The sequence below is a fragment of the Ruegeria sp. G2 genome (genome assembly GCF_056533505.1).
In genome coordinates this window covers 191,489-207,682 of sequence record NZ_JBQFON010000002.1, presented here as the reverse complement: position 1 = coordinate 207,682, position 16,194 = coordinate 191,489, and the positions used below count along the sequence as shown (strand labels likewise).

General features: G+C 52.5%; 15 protein-coding genes and 1 tRNA gene. 7 read left to right on the top strand and 9 right to left on the bottom strand.

Going from position 1 to position 16,194, the window contains the following annotated elements; translation table 11 throughout:
- Positions 1-28 precede the first annotated feature (28 nt).
- The 3 genes from ACR0DU_RS05655 to ACR0DU_RS05645 form a co-directional block, all read right to left on the bottom strand.
- Positions 29-856, bottom strand: coding sequence for a glycosyltransferase family protein (locus tag ACR0DU_RS05655; protein ID WP_480872954.1), 828 nt, complete (start codon positions 854-856; stop codon positions 29-31).
- Positions 840-1,649 carry a polysaccharide pyruvyl transferase family protein gene (locus ACR0DU_RS05650; RefSeq protein ID WP_480872952.1) on the bottom strand — a complete coding sequence of 270 codons (810 nt, stop codon included), beginning with the start codon at positions 1,647-1,649 and terminating at the stop codon, positions 840-842. The genes ACR0DU_RS05655 and ACR0DU_RS05650 overlap by 17 nt, the downstream gene beginning before the upstream one ends.
- A 77-nt stretch (positions 1,650-1,726) precedes the next feature.
- Positions 1,727-2,665 (bottom strand): hypothetical protein, encoded by a 939-nt coding sequence (locus ACR0DU_RS05645; RefSeq protein ID WP_480872950.1) that lies wholly within the window; start codon positions 2,663-2,665, stop codon positions 1,727-1,729.
- 291 nt (positions 2,666-2,956) lie between these two features.
- Here ACR0DU_RS05645 and ACR0DU_RS05640 point away from each other — a divergent pair, with 291 nt between their 5' ends.
- The gene (locus tag ACR0DU_RS05640; RefSeq protein WP_480872948.1) at positions 2,957-3,127 is read left to right on the top strand and encodes an integrase core domain-containing protein; all 171 of its coding nucleotides are present in this window, start codon (positions 2,957-2,959) and stop codon (positions 3,125-3,127) included.
- A gap of 18 nt (positions 3,128-3,145) precedes the next feature.
- Here the strand turns inward: ACR0DU_RS05640 and ACR0DU_RS05635 are convergent, their stop codons facing one another.
- Positions 3,146-3,382: a hypothetical protein gene (locus ACR0DU_RS05635; RefSeq protein WP_480872947.1), complete on the bottom strand. Its 237-nt coding sequence runs from the start codon at positions 3,380-3,382 to the stop codon at positions 3,146-3,148.
- 478 nt (positions 3,383-3,860) lie between these two features.
- Between ACR0DU_RS05635 and ACR0DU_RS05630 the strand changes: the two genes are divergently transcribed.
- Complete coding sequence (locus ACR0DU_RS05630) at positions 3,861-6,176, top strand: alginate lyase family protein (RefSeq protein WP_480872945.1); 2,316 nt, start codon at positions 3,861-3,863, stop codon at positions 6,174-6,176.
- A 20-nt stretch (positions 6,177-6,196) separates the two neighbouring features.
- Complete coding sequence (locus tag ACR0DU_RS05625) at positions 6,197-7,357, top strand: hypothetical protein (RefSeq protein WP_480872943.1); 1,161 nt, start codon at positions 6,197-6,199, stop codon at positions 7,355-7,357.
- Positions 7,358-7,548: 191 nt separating this feature from the next.
- On the opposite strand, the gene ACR0DU_RS05620 is transcribed toward ACR0DU_RS05625, so the two are convergent.
- Positions 7,549-7,624, bottom strand: a tRNA-Thr gene (locus ACR0DU_RS05620).
- A 159-nt stretch (positions 7,625-7,783) separates the two neighbouring features.
- Here ACR0DU_RS05620 and ACR0DU_RS05615 point away from each other — a divergent pair.
- The 4 genes from ACR0DU_RS05615 to ACR0DU_RS05600 all read left to right on the top strand — a co-directional run bounded on the left by ACR0DU_RS05615 (position 7,784) and on the right by ACR0DU_RS05600 (position 12,680).
- Positions 7,784-8,977: a YcaO-like family protein gene (locus ACR0DU_RS05615; protein WP_480872941.1), complete on the top strand. Its 1,194-nt coding sequence runs from the start codon at positions 7,784-7,786 to the stop codon at positions 8,975-8,977.
- A complete protein-coding gene (locus tag ACR0DU_RS05610; RefSeq protein ID WP_480872939.1) occupies positions 8,974-10,290 on the top strand; it encodes a TfuA-like protein in 1,317 nt (438 codons plus the stop codon). Before ACR0DU_RS05615 ends, ACR0DU_RS05610 begins: the two co-directional genes overlap by 4 nt.
- Before the next feature lie 12 nt (positions 10,291-10,302).
- Positions 10,303-11,613, top strand: coding sequence for a gluzincin family metallopeptidase (locus ACR0DU_RS05605; protein ID WP_480872938.1), 1,311 nt, complete (start codon positions 10,303-10,305; stop codon positions 11,611-11,613).
- A 137-nt stretch (positions 11,614-11,750) separates the two neighbouring features.
- Positions 11,751-12,680: a hypothetical protein gene (locus ACR0DU_RS05600; protein ID WP_480872936.1), complete on the top strand. Its 930-nt coding sequence runs from the start codon at positions 11,751-11,753 to the stop codon at positions 12,678-12,680.
- A gap of 164 nt (positions 12,681-12,844) precedes the next feature.
- Here the strand turns inward: ACR0DU_RS05600 and ACR0DU_RS05595 are convergent, their stop codons facing one another.
- The 4 genes from ACR0DU_RS05595 to ACR0DU_RS05580 form a co-directional block, all read right to left on the bottom strand.
- Positions 12,845-13,342 (bottom strand): GNAT family N-acetyltransferase, encoded by a 498-nt coding sequence (locus tag ACR0DU_RS05595; protein ID WP_480872934.1) that lies wholly within the window; start codon positions 13,340-13,342, stop codon positions 12,845-12,847.
- Positions 13,343-13,349: 7 nt separating this feature from the next.
- Complete coding sequence (locus ACR0DU_RS05590; RefSeq protein ID WP_480872932.1) at positions 13,350-13,613, bottom strand: YjhX family toxin; 264 nt, start codon at positions 13,611-13,613, stop codon at positions 13,350-13,352.
- Between the two features lie 92 nt (positions 13,614-13,705).
- The gene (locus ACR0DU_RS05585) at positions 13,706-15,427 is read right to left on the bottom strand and encodes a tetratricopeptide repeat protein (protein ID WP_480873294.1); all 1,722 of its coding nucleotides are present in this window, start codon (positions 15,425-15,427) and stop codon (positions 13,706-13,708) included.
- A gap of 126 nt (positions 15,428-15,553) precedes the next feature.
- The gene (locus ACR0DU_RS05580; protein ID WP_480872930.1) at positions 15,554-16,189 is read right to left on the bottom strand and encodes a GNAT family N-acetyltransferase; all 636 of its coding nucleotides are present in this window, start codon (positions 16,187-16,189) and stop codon (positions 15,554-15,556) included.
- Positions 16,190-16,194: the final 5 nt, after the last annotated feature.

The window sequence follows — 16,194 nt, the reverse complement described above, 5'->3', positions numbered from 1 at the left end:
TTTACAAGTTCTTTGCATTTTGATTGACCTACGGCACTCGACTAAAAAAACCTAATAGACGGTCAAACACTCTTTGACTTTTTTGTTTCTTTGGCTCGGGTAGCCAAAATTGAGTCTGCATGGCGTTCAATATGGATCGTATACCGCGCCCACCTAGAAGTTCTTTCTCCAATTCCTTTGGTAGCAGAGATGGACCACGTTTCAAAATTCTCGCGGCCATCTTGGCATGCTCGATCTTGACGTCTCTCCGTCCCGTAAAATGCAACAAGAACACGCCGCTAGGATCTTCGCGTAGATCGGCTAGGCGGCTATTAAATTGATTATATTCAAATAGTTCGATACAGTCTCGATATTTATCGTTTTCGTGTATGAGATATACTATTGCGTCCTGGTCGCCGCCCGTAAACATACCCAATTCGTCGCGCCACCAAGCCTTCACCAGATCAAGTGGTGTTTCCAAGATGGAGTTGATGAACTCTTCGCTGCGTTTGCCGCCTCGGATCAAAAATTGACCTGAGCTGAGATATGTAAAAATTTCCTTGTTCGTGGGGCTTTTGCAGAAGGAGGCGAGTCGCTCACGTTTGGGGATCAGAACGTCCAGAGACTTGTCTTGATCAATAAAGAAGGCATCATCGTCAATCCAAAACACGTACTCAAAATGATGAATGTAATGTTTAATATACATGAATTTATTCATGTAACGATTAGTTGCGGTGGTTGGCCAGTCACAACTAATGTAGGTATAGCCATGTCGCTTCGCATAGGCGTAATGGTTCCACGAATGCAAAAACTCGCTTCGAGGAAAACGCCCTGAGAGTATGCAGACTTTCGAGGGATCGTCAAAGGTCGTGACCATTACTTTGCTCCCGGATCATGATTCCTCGGTCTTCAAGCTCTTGTGAAGTAGGAAAGGTGATGTCCTCGGCTAGAACCTTTAATGACGCTGGTGAGTTCGGCTTGCTGTGTAAGTCTGCTTCAGAAATTGAAGAGAGAAAGCGCGGACGTGAAAGCCCGACACCAAAATAGTAGTCATCAAATTTGTTCAACGGCTCCTCTGTCGCGGGCTTGACCATAACAACCGGGCGTCCTAGCGCATGTGCAAAAATTATTCCGTGAAGGGACGACGAATAGACTAGTTCGGCCTGCATAATCTTGCGTCCAACCTCTAATGGGTCGTTATCGATATCCACCATATTTATCCATCGTGGAATATCGTTTCGGATAATGCCCCGCTCGCGATAATGAGGGATGAAAATTACCTTCCCCGGTTTCGCGCTTATAGGCTTTATCATTTGAGATATTTTTAGACCCGGATCACCGTGCCATTTGATCCGAGTTATGTCGTATCCAGCATTGTGAAGGGCTTCAGCAGTTATCGGTCCCCTCACTCCGTGAACTGTTATTGTCTCCGGGTCGACGGCAGGAAATTCAACATCCTTGCACCCGATCCCACACAGTATATCACCTGCGACCAGTTTGTGCGCAATAGAGCCCACGCACAGGAGGCGTGGTCCTTCAGAGACATTGATTGCCTTGGCGCCGTGGTAGTGGTGCGATACAAGGTTTCGTGCAAAAATATCGCCGGCATTTCCAACCGCAAACTCTCGCCATGTCGACGATTTGCGCTTGATGTACCGATCGTAGTTCAAGTGCAGTCTATTACGCACTCTGTCGTGCCAGAAAAAGACTCTTACATTTGATACCATTCTTTGCCTCTGTAGTAACACTAAGCCAACAGCTTGCTCCACCATGTCAAAGGCACTTCAGCCAACGAAAAGTCAACGTCATTTATGCCGTAAGACACAATCGCTTTGTCCGCCGACATACTTACGCCGGAAAAATATGTGCAACTTATCAAGTTTGGATTGTGCTTTACATTAGCGCCCATCAATGACCTTAGGGAATGGGCCCAAATATCGCGACTTGTTTGAATGTGTGCGTTTTGCTCATCCATTGTTAGCGTCATTGGGCAGCCTAGGTACAAACGTTTGCCGCGCCAGTACCAACGTCGGTGCCCGATGAAACCGTACAGGTTTTTAGAAGGGTTAAGCGGTTCGAGCTGTGTGCCGATCGTTACTTTGGGTTGGATAATTGCCTTACTAACGAACTCGTCGGTCCCGCTAGTTGTACTCTTCACGCGCTCGAGGGTGATGCTGCCATCTAGACGGGTCTTCTCACGCAAAACTATGGTAGGGAAGGTGCTATACAGCGCATGAAGTTTTCCATCGTGCTCAAAGAATGCCCAGTTTTTCTCAATTTCAGTTCGATCTGAGTAAATAATTTCAATGGGCGGTCCGATGTCGGGGTCAACCGACGCAACAAAAACCCGGTTTGGTCGCTCAAAATGGCCTGTGTTGAATGTAATCCAGCAACGCCCGTCAATTTGAAACAGTTTTGGATCGCATACATTGGCTCCTATTGAGGGCTTGAATAGCTCGCTAAGGCTAAGCGTGGATCCGAGTGGGGCGAAATCTTCGCCAAAGCGTGAAAGAAAAGCGTCAAAGGGTTTCTTTGCACCTGCTTTCAAGCCTCGAAAAGCTACTGCATACCCATCGGCTGTAATTTGGATGGATGGGTTAAACAAGTTGACGATCCCAGTTTCCTGCAATGCATTGGCGAGCTTTTGCGTTCTTGCGGTACTGCGGCGAGATAAGGTTTGAAGCAAGATATTGGACCTCTTGATGTTTGGCCGTCGTCGAAACGCACATCACCAAGATTGGATCTAATTTGTACCTCGGCGCCGCGCAAATGGAAAGTTGAGACTACCAAGCCAAAGACTCGGCAGTGATCGCTCTATAGTCCGGCCTTCAGTAACCTGGAATTGTTTGCCAACAGAAATCACTCACCAGTGGTGGCTGGACGCACTTTTTGGTTTGTACGTCGATTGTTGGATTTTGTCTGCTTCATCCCAGTTGAGGAGGCCGGTAGGATGAGGATCCATTGATTTCCGCTTGCTATGTTGTCCCCGCCATCCGCCTCTGCCAAGATCACTGACAGCTTCCAGGCTCGAAAAGTCTTCAAAAACTGGATGGGATTCTACAACACAGAGCGGTCCCATTCCGCGCTTGATCGGCGAACGCCGGACGAGGCATATTGGTCCGGCTTGGTAGAGCAGAAAGCAGCATAAACCCAAACCCGATACACCTTAGCAAAGCCAAAAATCTGTCCAAAAAGGTGGGACCACTTCAGGCGGCGACTTCTGCGGCATGTAATGTACCAAGCCGCTATCGTTGCCCGCCATAACAATCCGGTCCTGAAAAATTTCACCAACCAACTTCGCGAAGCAGGCAAACCTCACAAAGTCATCATCACCGCCGTCGCTCGCAAACTCGTCACAATCGCGAACGCGCTCCTCAAATCTCGTCAGAAATGGGTTGATCATAGCGCCCGAGAATTACAGTTGCTAGACGATATCAAAGTCCTGAGGTTCATACCTGCGGCCAGCGGGAATATGCTACTATACCATCACACAAGTGGTTCCGCTATGTGGGAGTAGAGCGTGATCCGCTCTGGCATGGTATTCCAATTTGATTGATGGTGGGTTCGACTAAATATTGACGATCATTCAATGTTCATTGTAACGATCACCCACAGCTCAGCTTTTGGATTGCATTATGGCGATGACTTGGGAGGGTGTTTTGGAACCGATCGCGTTACCCGAGTTCTTAATGTGCTGGCTCTTGTGAAGATCTGCGTGCGTGTACGCCGCAACTGCGAAACTTAGAAAGTCTGCAGCGATCAGCCTACTCAGCTCAGGCAGCCGAATCCAAGCGAAAGCAAAACAAGTGCCCGCTGGATGAGCGGTTTGACGAAGAAGGCACTTTTGTTCGAAGTTGGTTAACTGACAGGAAAACGAGCCCATGGTGGTTGAAGCGTCCCTAGAACACAAAAAACTTAGAAAACGACGTCGCAACCGAATGCTTATCTTATTGTCTCCAATTTTGCTCCCATTGTCTCCTGTCTTGCTGCCCATCTATTACTTGATCAAAAAGCGGAAGCGTGCTGCCTCTAGCAATAATTTCCCGCGGCTCGGTGAACTTGCTGGCTCGTTGACTGACGTAGAACCTGGTTTAATCGACAAAACGAACGAAGCACGTATTGATGCGCTTCCCGATAATTTTGCACTATGCCGAATTATCGGCAATGATCTTGTTCCGCGACACCGCGCAGGGCAATCTTTCGAAAATGTAAAATTTGTCCTCGAAAACGAGCCAGAACTACAAAATTGCACTAAAGTATGGTTATTAAACCGGATTTTTGATCCAGAGACTGAAGCTCGTATAATAGAGCTTCTTGAAGAGCATGCGCAAATTTATGAGCGGATTCCATTTATCTTGGAAGAGTTTTTGGCAGTCGGTTACGATTTCGCGACCTTCGACGATCCTCTAATTTTTGTAGACGGTCGTTTGGAGAGATTGGGTGAGAACGGGCAGACATTCAAGGGAGGACCGATACGAGCAGTGGTCCAAGCTTACCGCGCACGCAACAACTATGTCATGAATAACAATGGTGCTCGCAACATTGCACTGGAGCTTTGTCTGCGTCACGCCAAATGGGCGTTACCATTTGACGGCAACTGCTTCTTCACACAAGAAGCTTGGAAAGCCTTTCACAGCGATATTTTGGCCCAACGTGAAAAGCGATACTTTACGGTAGCAATGGCGAGGATACAGGATAACTCTGCGCTGCTGAACACCGGCTATCTACCAGAGGCAAAAGAAGAGCCTCAGATGGCATTCCGCTGCGACGCACCACTGCGTTTCGATCCGTCACACGCTTACGGTCGCCGCCCTAAGGTCGAGATGTTTTTACATTTGGGCATTCCCGGAGAATGGACGCGCTGGTTTCAAGACCCATTTGATGCATCACCGCGCAAGGTCAGCGCAGAGGGGTACCGGGTAGGTAAAGCCGGTTGGGTTGCTCGACTTTTTTCCGGAGAAGCAAAGCTGGAAGCTGCTGGAAAGCAAGTGATGCGTAACCGTGGACAGGCGAGGGCAGAGGCAATCCGTTCTACGATAGATATGTTAGAAAAATCCGCAGTTCTTCCAAATCTGTCATCGGGGGAACCTTTGTGTTATGAACTGCTGCTGGCTGAGACACCAGGTACAGCAGACCGAGAAGCCATCATCGCTGCAGCCGAGGTGGCGCTAGAACGCAGTCCGCACTCGGTAGCTGACAAATCACAACCTGGGCCAAGTGGTAACATACTCGATTATTATCACCCCGCGCCCTATTGGTGGCCTGATCAATCAAAGCCGGACGGCCTTCCTTACATCCGACGAGATGGGGAACGTGTGCCAGGCACACAGATGTACTCCCCCGATAGTTCGAGATTCGACCGAACCAGACTTCAGCAGTTTTTTGATGATACGACCGCCTTAGCGTTGGCTTCCCGAGTAACAGGTAATAAAGCGTATCGCGAACATGCAGAACGCTTGATCCAAACTTGGTTCATTGACCCCGAGACGCGGATGAACCCGCACTTGAAATACGCACAAGTTCGCCTTGGGCACTATGGCAACAAAGGTATGTCACACGGAATAATCGAAACCAAAGATTTCTATTATTTCCTTGATGCTGTGCGATTGGTAGGCAATCCAAATATTACGCAAGGTGTTCAAAAGTGGAGCGAGCAGTTTTTTGTTTGGTTGTGCAAAAGCGAACAGGGGCGCAAAGAATGCCAAGCATCCAATAATCATGGCACTTGCTACGATTTGCAAACCGCAGCGCTTGCGGCGTTTTTGGGAGATACCCAATCGCTGCAAGAGATTAGTCTGCGTGCTCAAGCACGACTTATGGGAACCATTACGAAGAAAGGTGAACAACCTCATGAAATGCAACGTACGCTGACCCATCACTATTGTGTTTTTAATCTGCAAAGCTGGATCAATCTTTTTAATCTGCTTGAGGGTGCGGGTATGCGTCCATGGGCAAGCGATTCAGCTGAAAGGTTGATAACAGGGATACGCCGTACGCTTACTGAGTCGGTCGAAGGCTGGAGCCATCCTCAGATTGAACCGTTCGAAACAAAACGTCTCGTACCACTTGACTTTGCCTTGAGGCGGCGAACAGGTGACGGCATACTACTCGAGGACACGGCTCATGCCAGTTTTTTCCCGCACGACGGTATCCCGCCATTTTGGCGTTTGGCCCGTGGTCTGTCAGAAAACGCATAAGTGTCCGCGAGGGGGTCATATTGAAGGCCATAATTCACATTGGAATGCCTAAAACCGGTACCACCGCACTGCAGCACGCCTTGTTCTCAATTCGCGAGACATTGCTTGCAGACTCTATTCTCTATCCCAATCCAAATGTTCCAAAGGGCTACAATCACGGACTGCTAGCAGGCGCGGCTATGTCCTTTGGTGACGCGCCACGTGAATTTAGAAAGAGGTCGCCAGAAGAATTTGAGAAACGTACCTCTCATTTTATCAGTACAATGTTAGAGCAAATTGAAGAACATAACCCAGATCTGTTGATATTGTCGTCTGAGTATTTACACCGCGTGTTTCGAGCCGCTAAACCAGAGGTTTTCAGAGAAGTATTGGGGAAAACCGGTGCTACGACTTATGAGTTTCTACTCTATGTCCGAAGACCATCAGCTTTGTTTCTCTCAGCTTGTCAACAAAAGTTGCACGCTTCGAGCAGATTCAAGAGTATGGACAACCAAATGAACCGGTCGATGCTCGATACCCTTCGAGAATACTCGATAGCCTGTCCAAATGATCAACTAACCGTCCGCCTTTTTGATAAGAAAAGCCTTGTTCAGGGAGACATTGCAGCAGATTTTGCCCATCACTACCTTCCCAACCACATAGACACTTTACGAGAAGCATCGAGGCAAGTTCCCGGCAATGAATCTTTCTCTGCGGAAAGTATGGCGTTGCTACAGAATTTCCGAAAAAACTTTTTTGCAGATCAAGACGATTTATACAACGCACCTACGCGGAAATTTCGTCAGCGATTAAAGTCATTGGACATAAAGTTTCCTTATAAGCGCCCGACCCTCTTTCCACACATTCGAGACTATTGCGACTACGCCGACACCACCGCGCTCATCTTGCGCGACAAATATGGAATTGTGTTTCCTGATTTCGACTACTTGCGATTGGAGCGCGGCGACTTTGTGTCACAACCGATCATCCAAGGATTGGTAAGTGAGATCGTTCAGGTAGATGAAATCAGGTTGCAATATTTGGTTGAAGCCCTCAGAGCCGATAAAAAAAAGAACACTCCAGAACTCGCTTCTTGGTTAGAGGCTCAGTGCCTGAAGTCCAAATACCCAAGCCAAAAAAGATTACCGTTCGCTTCAACATTTCGTCGGCTGCGAAGAAGGTGGAGCCGGAAAGTGACCTAAACGAGCACTTGGAGCGGCACATAAACGTGACAGGTCCACTGTGTATCTTCCAAATGGGTGAAGAGGCCATCTGTTAAAGTGGCCTTTATTCCAGCACCTCGTCTCCATCCCGGGCGGCTGCGCGTCTTTCGGCTAAACCCTGCTAAAACAAGCTACTATCGGCTTAGATCGAACGCAACTGGTTGATTAAGTGGTGCCTCAAGAGGGACTCGAACCCCCGACCTTGTCCTTACGAAGGACCTGCTCTACCAGCTGAGCTATTGAGGCAATTCAGAGGTTCCGTTTAGCGGCAGGGTACAGGTCATTCAAGGGCGGTTCGCTCTGACAGTGGTGTTGACCCATTCGCTATCATCCCGCATCCTGACTCCGACTTGATCCGCTTGGAGGGTTTGGTTGGTTAATCAAATATTTACCAAGGTCATTTGAATGCTCGGAGAATCGCAGAAGACATATGTTCTGGATACCCACCGGCTACGCGATCCGGAAGAGACCCTTGCCATCGTCAAACCGTTTCTCAAAGAGATGGGCATCACACGGATCGCAAATCTGACCGGACTGGATCGGATCGGGTTGCCGACCGTGATGGTGACGCGGCCCAATTCGCGCTCGGTTGCGGTGTCGCTGGGCAAGGGATTGTCGTTGAGTGCGGCGCAGGCCTCGGGGGTGATGGAGGCGATCGAGTCGTGGCATGCGGAACGGATCGAGCTGCCGCTGCGGCTGTGCAGCCACACCGATCTGGCGCAGGAGAACGTGGTTGATGTGGACCGCCTGCCTCGCGTGACCGGTGGGCAGTTTGACCCTCACGGCGCGATGCTGTGGGTGCAGGGGCAGGACCTGAACGCGGATGCTGCTTGCTGGGTGCCCTATGAGATGGTGGATACGGATTACACGACCTCAATGGCCAACGGACAGCGCGCGTTTCCGCGTACGACAAATGGTCTGGCATCGGGAAACGATGCCGCTGAGGCTAGCTGCCACGCGATCTGCGAACTGATCGAGCGCGATGCCACGACGCTGTGGCATCATCGGGGTCCAACACCCCGCGTCGATCCTGATACAGTCGATGACCCGCGCTGCCGTCAGGCCATGAGCTTGATCGCAGAGGCGGGGCTGGAGCTGGGGATCTGGGACACGACCTCGGATATCGGCATCGCCAGTTTTCGCTGTGTGATCTGCGAGACCGGCGAGGCAAACGGCCATATCGGGATCGGGGATGGCTGTCACCCTGACCGCGCCATCGCGCTACTACGCGCGCTGACCGAGGCGGCGCAAACACGGCTGACCTATATCTCAGGCGCGCGGGACGATCTGGACCCTGAGGAGTTTATCGACGAGGCGCGTCTGTGGCGCGGACGGTATGTTCGCGAGCTGATCGAAGGCGCAAAGCCGACAGAGCGTTTTACGGATTGCCCATCGCACGTAACCGGATCTTTCACAGAAGACCTCGATCTACTTTTGTCCCGGTTGTCTGAGGCTGGGATCGGCCAAGTGGTAACGGTTGATCTGTCCCGACCCGGGATCGACATCGCGGTCATCCGCGCGGTCATTCCTGGGCTGGAAGCCCCGCATGACGATCCTGATTTCATCGCCGGTCCGAGGGCGCGGGCGGTATCGGCATGACCGTCGTTGTTTTTGTTGGGCCCACGCTGCGACCCGAGGCCGTTCAGGAACAACTGGACGCCACCATCCTGCCCCCGGTTCAGCAGGGCGATGTGTATCGTGCGGTGCGCGACAGGCCGCAAGCAATTGGCATTATCGACGGGTATTTCGACGGGGTGCCTTCGGTCTGGCACAAGGAAATCCTGTGGGCGCTGGAACAGGGCATTCCGGTATTCGGCAGCGCCAGCATGGGTGCTTTGCGGGCGGCGGAACTGGCTGATTTCGGGATGATCGGCGTCGGACGGGTGTTCGAGGATTACCTGAGCGGCGCCATTGCAGATGACGATGAGGTCGCGGTGCTGCACGGCCCCGCCGAGCTTGGCTTCATACCGTTGAGTGAGCCTATGGTCTCGATCCGGGCCACGCTGTCCGCAGCGGTGAAGGCCGAAGTGGTGTCGGAGGATGAGGCACAGATATTGCTGGGTGCAGCCAAGGCGCTGCACTATCGCGACCGGGTTTGGGACAAGCTGATTTCGGCTGCAAAGACCGACACAGACTCGGTGACGTTTCGGAACTGGTTGCCCGGCGGGCAAGTGGATGCCAAAGGCGACGATGCACGCGAGATGCTGGCGCAGATGGCGCGGTACCTGGAAGCAGGTTCCGACGCGCCGGAATCGACACGCATCGAACGAACTCTGGTCTGGCGTGAACTGCGGACTCGTGTGGATTCCGAGACCGCTCCGCATGACCCGGATGCGCGGGCACTGGTGGACGAGCTGCGGCTGGACCCAGCCCTTTATGTCCAACTACGCGACCGCGCCGCGCTGCACCTGTTGGCGCGCGACGAAGCATATCGGATAAATCACCTGCCTGATCGGGATACCTTGCGAAAACAGATGGCTCAGCACCGTCGCGCGGCCCGCCTGCCCCGCCACTCCGATCTGATGGAATGGTTGCAGGACAACGATCTGACGCTTGCTCAATACGAGGCATTGCTGGCGGACTGTTCCTACAAAGATACGGCCATCACAGCGCGCGCGGATGAGCTCGACTTTGCCCTGCTAGCCCAGCTGCGCCACGATGGTCGCTATGGCGCGCTGCGTGATCGGGCGCGACGCAAGGCCAGCCGGATAGCGGGGCTGGATCGGGTGAATGGTTCTGCAAACAGAATGCAATCGCTGCTCTGGTATTTTGAAACGCGGCTTGACCAGGCGGTGCCAGATGATCTTGAATCCCATGCAATCGCGCTTGGTCTTGACGGGCGCGAGGCGTTTCTTGATCTGATTGAAGCTGAATACATGTTTTGCCACACCGAAGGTGAACCGGGACAATAACGGGAGGGGACAATGACGATCTGGCCCGACTATTCGGACAACGAAACTCCGGGCACACGGTTCTTGCTTTACCCGCAATCGCCCTTCTTAGAGCCGAATTCGAAACCTGAATTGGTCGAGATCTCTGCCCCGCAGGGTACGATCGGACCCGGCCCCTCGGGACCGCGAATGTATGCGATGTACCCGGTCGACAAGACGATCCCCTATGGCGCGATGATTGAAGGCGAAGAAGGGCCCGAGATGTATCTGCCCGCCTGGGATGGCTATATCTTGCCGCCCCCTGAACCCGACGAGTTCGGAAATTTTATCCATATCGATCCCGACGATCCGGCCTTTGAAGCTGCCCATCTGTTTGGCGCAGCGCATTTTACGATGGATGTATGGGAGGGCTATTTCGGCCGCCCTATCCCCTGGCATTTCGAGCGTGATTTCGAACGGTTGGAACTTTCCCTACTGCCCAGCCTTGATAACGCGCATATCGGCTGGGGATTTCTGGAAACCGGCGGCACCCGAGAACATGGCGACGAATACCGCCCCTATAGCCTTAATTTTGACGTCGTGGCGCATGAGATCGGCCATGCCATCATCTACAGCGTCATCGGCATGCCGTCAGAAGAGAACGCAACTGGCGAGTATTATGGATTTCATGAATCAGCAGCAGATATGGTGGCACTGCTTGCATCACTGCATTTCGGTTCAGTCGTAGATGAACTGCTGAAGAACACGCGCGGGAACCTGTATACCTATAACCGGCTCAGCCGTTTTGCTGAGTTGTCCCAAAACTCGCAAATCCGCATCGCCGCTAATGACCGGACTCTGTCCGAGTTCTCACATGGCTGGTCCAGTGAACACGCGCTGTCGGAACCGCTGACCGGGGCGATGTTCGACATTCTGGTCGATATCTACCACGAGCGGCTGGTTGCACATGATGTGATCGACCCCGAGATGGAGGAGCTTTCGGATGAGCTGGAAGGCTCTGACGAATACAACGCGATCATGCAGGATTTATTCGACGAGCATCACGCCGCTGACCCGGAAGGATTCCGCGTTGCGCTGATAGAAGCGCGGGATTTGCTGGGAACCTATCTTGCCGACGCTTTGGACATGCTGGATGCTGATATGTTGAGCTACTTCGGGGTTGAGCGTGCGTTGGTTGTTGTTGACCAAGAGATCACGGGAGGGGCATTCCGCCAGATCATCGAAGGCAATTTCCGCATGCGCGACATCGGATTGGCACGCCCTGGCCCACGTCTGACTAAGCCGGATGGGTCGAGCCATGCAGCATCGGTTCGAACACTAGCGCCCGAGCCAAAAGAACCTTAAAGTCTTTGTTTTTACCTCGGTTTTATGTCAGGTTACGGGCACGGGGTGATAATTCGACAAACGAAGCGCAGACCAATGCGCAAACCGGGACGGACGTGGCATAAAGCTCCGTCAGCCCCCGATAGGGAGAAAGTGATATGTCTGAGTCGTTACTCAGTTTTTCCGAGGTATTATTGTTTGGGCGAGAGTTAAGCGATCTTAAACTGCGGCAGAAATCGGTCCGGCTGGCAATTGAGGTGGCGACGAATTTTGATTTTTCAGATGAGATCACCAAGATTGATGGTGTGGCTGTCCGCGAAGATGATCGGATTCTTGTTCAGGTTGGAGACAGCGCAAACAACAAGTCCGGGATTTACAAGATCATCAAGGACCAGAACGACGGCGACAAGCTGAAACTGGACAAACGTAAGAAGGTCTCTTTTGAATCATTTGTCTATGTTCGTCGGGGACGCGTTTTCAAACACACATTCTGGCAGCAGACAGAAAACAGCCACAGCAAGCAGTTGTTTGTTGAACAAGATGACCGCAGAAAGGGTCGCGGCGTCAACAACTTCATCGGGGACCAGTTCGGAGGCGATGCCCGGCTGGCCCGAATCTATGGCTTCGCATATGACGGCACCTATTACGAAATGCCGGAACCCACGATCTTTCTAGTACATGGTGCAGGCGACAGCGCCACGGGTGGCAACCTGCCCTATGGGTTCAAGCTGCAAACCAGCAATGACGCCGACGCCCAGGACACCACGCAACAGGCGGCACGTGCCCCGATGAACCCATCGGTATCAGGTGTTGCAGCCGCGGACTACCAGATGGCGAATGACATCCGTGTCTGGAACTATGATCAAGCCGACTACACCATCCGCATGGATATTGCCGCCGGTCAGATCGAGGAAGTACTTCTGGACGTCTATTTCGAATACGACGCGCCAATGATGGCCGGAGCCAAGGTATCGGGTGCCAAGGTGAGCGGGGCCAAGGTTTCTGGCGCCAAGGTCAGCGGAGCCAAAGTGTCGGGTGCTAAAGTTTCAGGTGCCAAAGTCAGCGGTGCAAAGGCCCGCGGGGAATAGGGCCTGATTAAGCAAAGCGCTGTTGGGTTAAGCCTGATATGACAAGTGTTGCTGGCCGCATACGTGCAGGTGTGTGGGCAGCAGCAACTTTATGTCAGCTTCGAACCCAATCCAGGATTTGTCGCACCGCCCTATTTCTGCATGGGGCGAAGCTTCGAAACTTATTACTCAATGAAAAACGCGGGATGGTAAGTTACCGCGCCGTCAGGTTGTTTGCCATTTAAGACTTGCTGCATGAAATACTCGGGCGGCACGCCTTCAAATCGAAGCCTGTCATCTCGTACAAACCCGAAACGCGGATAATAATCCGGGTGCCCCATAACAACGCATCCATTTGCATCCAGAGCGCAGAGCTTCCCCAGCCCATCTTGGATAAGAGCGCCACCAATTCCTTTGCCCTGGTGGTCAGGGCGGACGGATACTGGACCCAGGCCATACCAATTCATGTCTTTGCCATTAATCAGGATCGGGGAAAATGCAGCGTGGCCTAACAGCTCCCCATCTTCCTCAGCGACCAATGACAAGGTGAGAGCGGAAGCTTCGCGCAAGCCATCGACTATAGCAGCTTCCGTGCCTGAACTGTGCTCTGCTGTAGCAAATGCTGCCTCAGTGACAGCCTGAATGAGCGCAATGTCAGCGCCTGTTTCGTTACGTATTATCATAACATCATCATGCTGTTCTGTTGCTTAGCTGTCGCCCAACAGAGCGGCGACCGATAGCCGATATGCTGTTAGAGCCGGAGTTTCGCGACACGGTCAAGCGCTTACGGCGCAGTTTACCAATGATGTCGAGTGTGCAGTCGGATAGCAGGGATCTGTCAAGCGTATTGCACACAACATGCACTATTTTTCCATTGGGATTGCGTTCGTGGCGGATTGTTCCGCCTTGAGCCAACATGTGCAGGACGCGTTGTTCAGTTATTGATATATTCATGGTTACCTGCGGAAACTTCTAATTGTGCGTCGTTGCATCGGACACCGCGCCGGATGAAAGGCGGCGGCGCAGGACGCATCCGTTCTTGCCTCTCAGAATCCAGCCTTTTTCAAACCTTCGACAAAATGCTGCGTATCGTCGGACAGGCGGTCTGGTTGAACCTTGGCCCAGCGCGAGAGTGAGAAATTAGGATGCGCCGCACGGTGTTTGTCAGCGATCTGGCGGGCCATATCCAGTTCGCCCTTATGAGCGTAGCTGGCGGCCAGTACGCGCTGCCCTTCGGTCGGGTTGTTCATCTTGTTCACGCACGCGATCACGTCGTCGTAGCGCTTGAGGTTGTAATAGGCTCCGCCCAGATGCCACAGGTACTGATCAGGGAAATACGGGTTCAGGCGCATTGCCTGTTGCAGATGCTTGATCGCAGTATCGTTATCTCCCCAATGGGCCAGTGCGTCTGCGTAGTCCGAGTGCATATCCGCGTCGTTGGGGTTCAGCTGCAGAGCGCGCTTGTAGGATTCGATCGCGGAATCGAACTCTTTTCGATAGAGCTGCACATAGCCCAGTTCTCCAAACCCGCGTGCATCGGTCGGGTCAAGTTCCACGGCGCGTTGGGCCAACGACAGTGCCTTGTCGAGCGCGCTGTTTGGGTCTTTGGTCCACGAATAGCGCCAATCAATGTTCAACGTACGCGACAGGGCTGCTGCAGCCCGTGCATAGCCGCCGTCACGCTCAAGAGCGGATTCATAGCAATGCTGCGCCTTGCGGTTATCGTTGCGTGTGTACTTGAAGATATGATGCTGCCCCTGAAGGACAGACCCATAGGCCTGCAAGTCTGACGGGATCGCCTGTACCATGCGCTGTTTTTCATGCGACTCGATCATCACTGCGGTGGCTGCAACAATGCATTCAGTCACTTCATCCAGAATATCGAATATATCGTCGAGCTTGCGGTCAAACCTCTCGCCCCAAATGGTGCGTTCAGTGTTGGCGTCAATCAGCTCGGCCGTGATCCGGATTCTGCTGGATGATCGGCGCACGCTGCCGCGCGCGATGTAGCGCACGTTTAGGCGCCGGGCAGCTTCTTGAGGCGACATTGACTGGGTTTTGAAGAAGAAGGACGAGTTTCGGGCGATGATGAACAGGTTCCGGAACTTGGACAGGTTCATGATGATGTCATCGGTTAGCCCTTCGGCGACCCAGTTATCATCTTCCTCACCACCCTGACTGGCAAACGGCAATACCGCAACCGAGGGGATATCGGGCCGTTCGAGCACTTCCAACTGCATCTCAGGACGCAAGGTGGCGGCCATTGTCGCTCCTTCGACCTCGGTTCGAACACAGTATGTCGCGACCGGAGACATGATGTTCTTGAGCTGTTTGGGGCCAAGGAATTCATAGCCATAACGCAGCCGGTTGCGGATCTGCTCATAAACGGCCGCACTAACATAAACCCGCTCGGGCTCGGCAATCTCTTGCAGGCGGGCGGCGATGTTGACGTTGTCGCCGTGGATGCCACGCTCATCCATCAAAACCTCGCCCAAATGAACGCCCGCACGGAATTTGATGTGCTGGCCGTCCGGCCGCGTCAGATTATGCTCGGCCGCAATTCGATGCAGTTCGATGCTGAATTCAACCGCGCTGGTGGCCGTATCAAACAATGCAAGAATGCCGTCGCCGCGCACCTCAATGATTTTGCCCTGATACTTCGAGCAAGTCTCTTCGAGCTGGAACAAAAGAGATTTCAACGCGTTATACGTATCCATCTCGTTCTCACTCATCAGGCGGGAATAGCCAACAACATCGGCAAACAGCACCGCCCCGAGCTTTTGTCTGATTGAAGTGTCCGAACCGGTCGTATTCACTGGGTGCACTCAACTGCGTGGTCTCGTCGATTCCGACAAGAGCGTTTTAATAATATACCAAGCAAAATTCGCATCATTTCAAGTAGCAGAACCGCATTCAGGCGGCCAGGACATGCCTGTTGCCCCAAGACTGACCACCGTTTCCCGGCCCAGTTCCTGTGCCAACACGTTCCGACGCTCAGCCCAGTCCTGTTGCAACATACCGACGACCACCATGTCGTGAAACTGCCCGTCCGCGAACCAAGCCTGCCGCATCGTGCCTTCGATCTGGCAACCCAATCGACTGATCAGATCGCGGCTGCCGTGATTGTCGGCCCGATAGTACGAGGTTATCCGGTTAAGCCCTAATTGCTGAAATGCAAAATCTAACATCAATGCAACAGCCCGCACCGCCACGCCCTGACGACGCAATGACTTTTCTACAAAAACCGGAACAACCGCATCCCGATTGAAGGGTGAAATCGATTCGAGACCAACCACGCCCACCGCATCTCGATCATCATTTTCAATCACAAACCAACATTTTTCCTCTCTGTTAGAAATGCCAACAGCGCCTTCCCAAGAGTGTTCGGTTTGCGTCAGATTTTGCGGAATTCGCGTGGTTCTGTCGAACAGAGCTAGGTCTTGAACATCCTGAAACCAGCGGGCCACGATCTCAAGATCAGCCTTTTCCAGAGGGCGCAGCTTGAACTGCCGGTGTGAGGTATCGGGCAAAGGAA

Bases quoted from the DNA above. Each gene is read 5' to 3' on its own strand.
- ACR0DU_RS05600 (WP_480872936.1), top strand. From the start codon at position 11,751: ATGTCTGAGTCGTTACTCAGTTTTTCCGAGGTATTATTGTTTGGGCGA.
- ACR0DU_RS05610 (WP_480872939.1), top strand. From the start codon at position 8,974: ATGACCGTCGTTGTTTTTGTTGGGCCCACGCTGCGACCCGAGGCCGTT.
- ACR0DU_RS05595 (WP_480872934.1), bottom strand. From the start codon at position 13,342: ATGATAATACGTAACGAAACAGGCGCTGACATTGCGCTCATTCAGGCT.
- ACR0DU_RS05635 (WP_480872947.1), bottom strand. From the start codon at position 3,382: ATGATCAACCCATTTCTGACGAGATTTGAGGAGCGCGTTCGCGATTGT.
- ACR0DU_RS05630 (WP_480872945.1), top strand. From the start codon at position 3,861: ATGGTGGTTGAAGCGTCCCTAGAACACAAAAAACTTAGAAAACGACGT.
- ACR0DU_RS05590 (WP_480872932.1), bottom strand. From the start codon at position 13,613: ATGAATATATCAATAACTGAACAACGCGTCCTGCACATGTTGGCTCAA.
- ACR0DU_RS05615 (WP_480872941.1), top strand. From the start codon at position 7,784: ATGCTCGGAGAATCGCAGAAGACATATGTTCTGGATACCCACCGGCTA.
- ACR0DU_RS05640 (WP_480872948.1), top strand. From the start codon at position 2,957: ATGTTGTCCCCGCCATCCGCCTCTGCCAAGATCACTGACAGCTTCCAG.
- ACR0DU_RS05605 (WP_480872938.1), top strand. From the start codon at position 10,303: ATGACGATCTGGCCCGACTATTCGGACAACGAAACTCCGGGCACACGG.
- ACR0DU_RS05655 (WP_480872954.1), bottom strand. From the start codon at position 856: ATGGTCACGACCTTTGACGATCCCTCGAAAGTCTGCATACTCTCAGGG.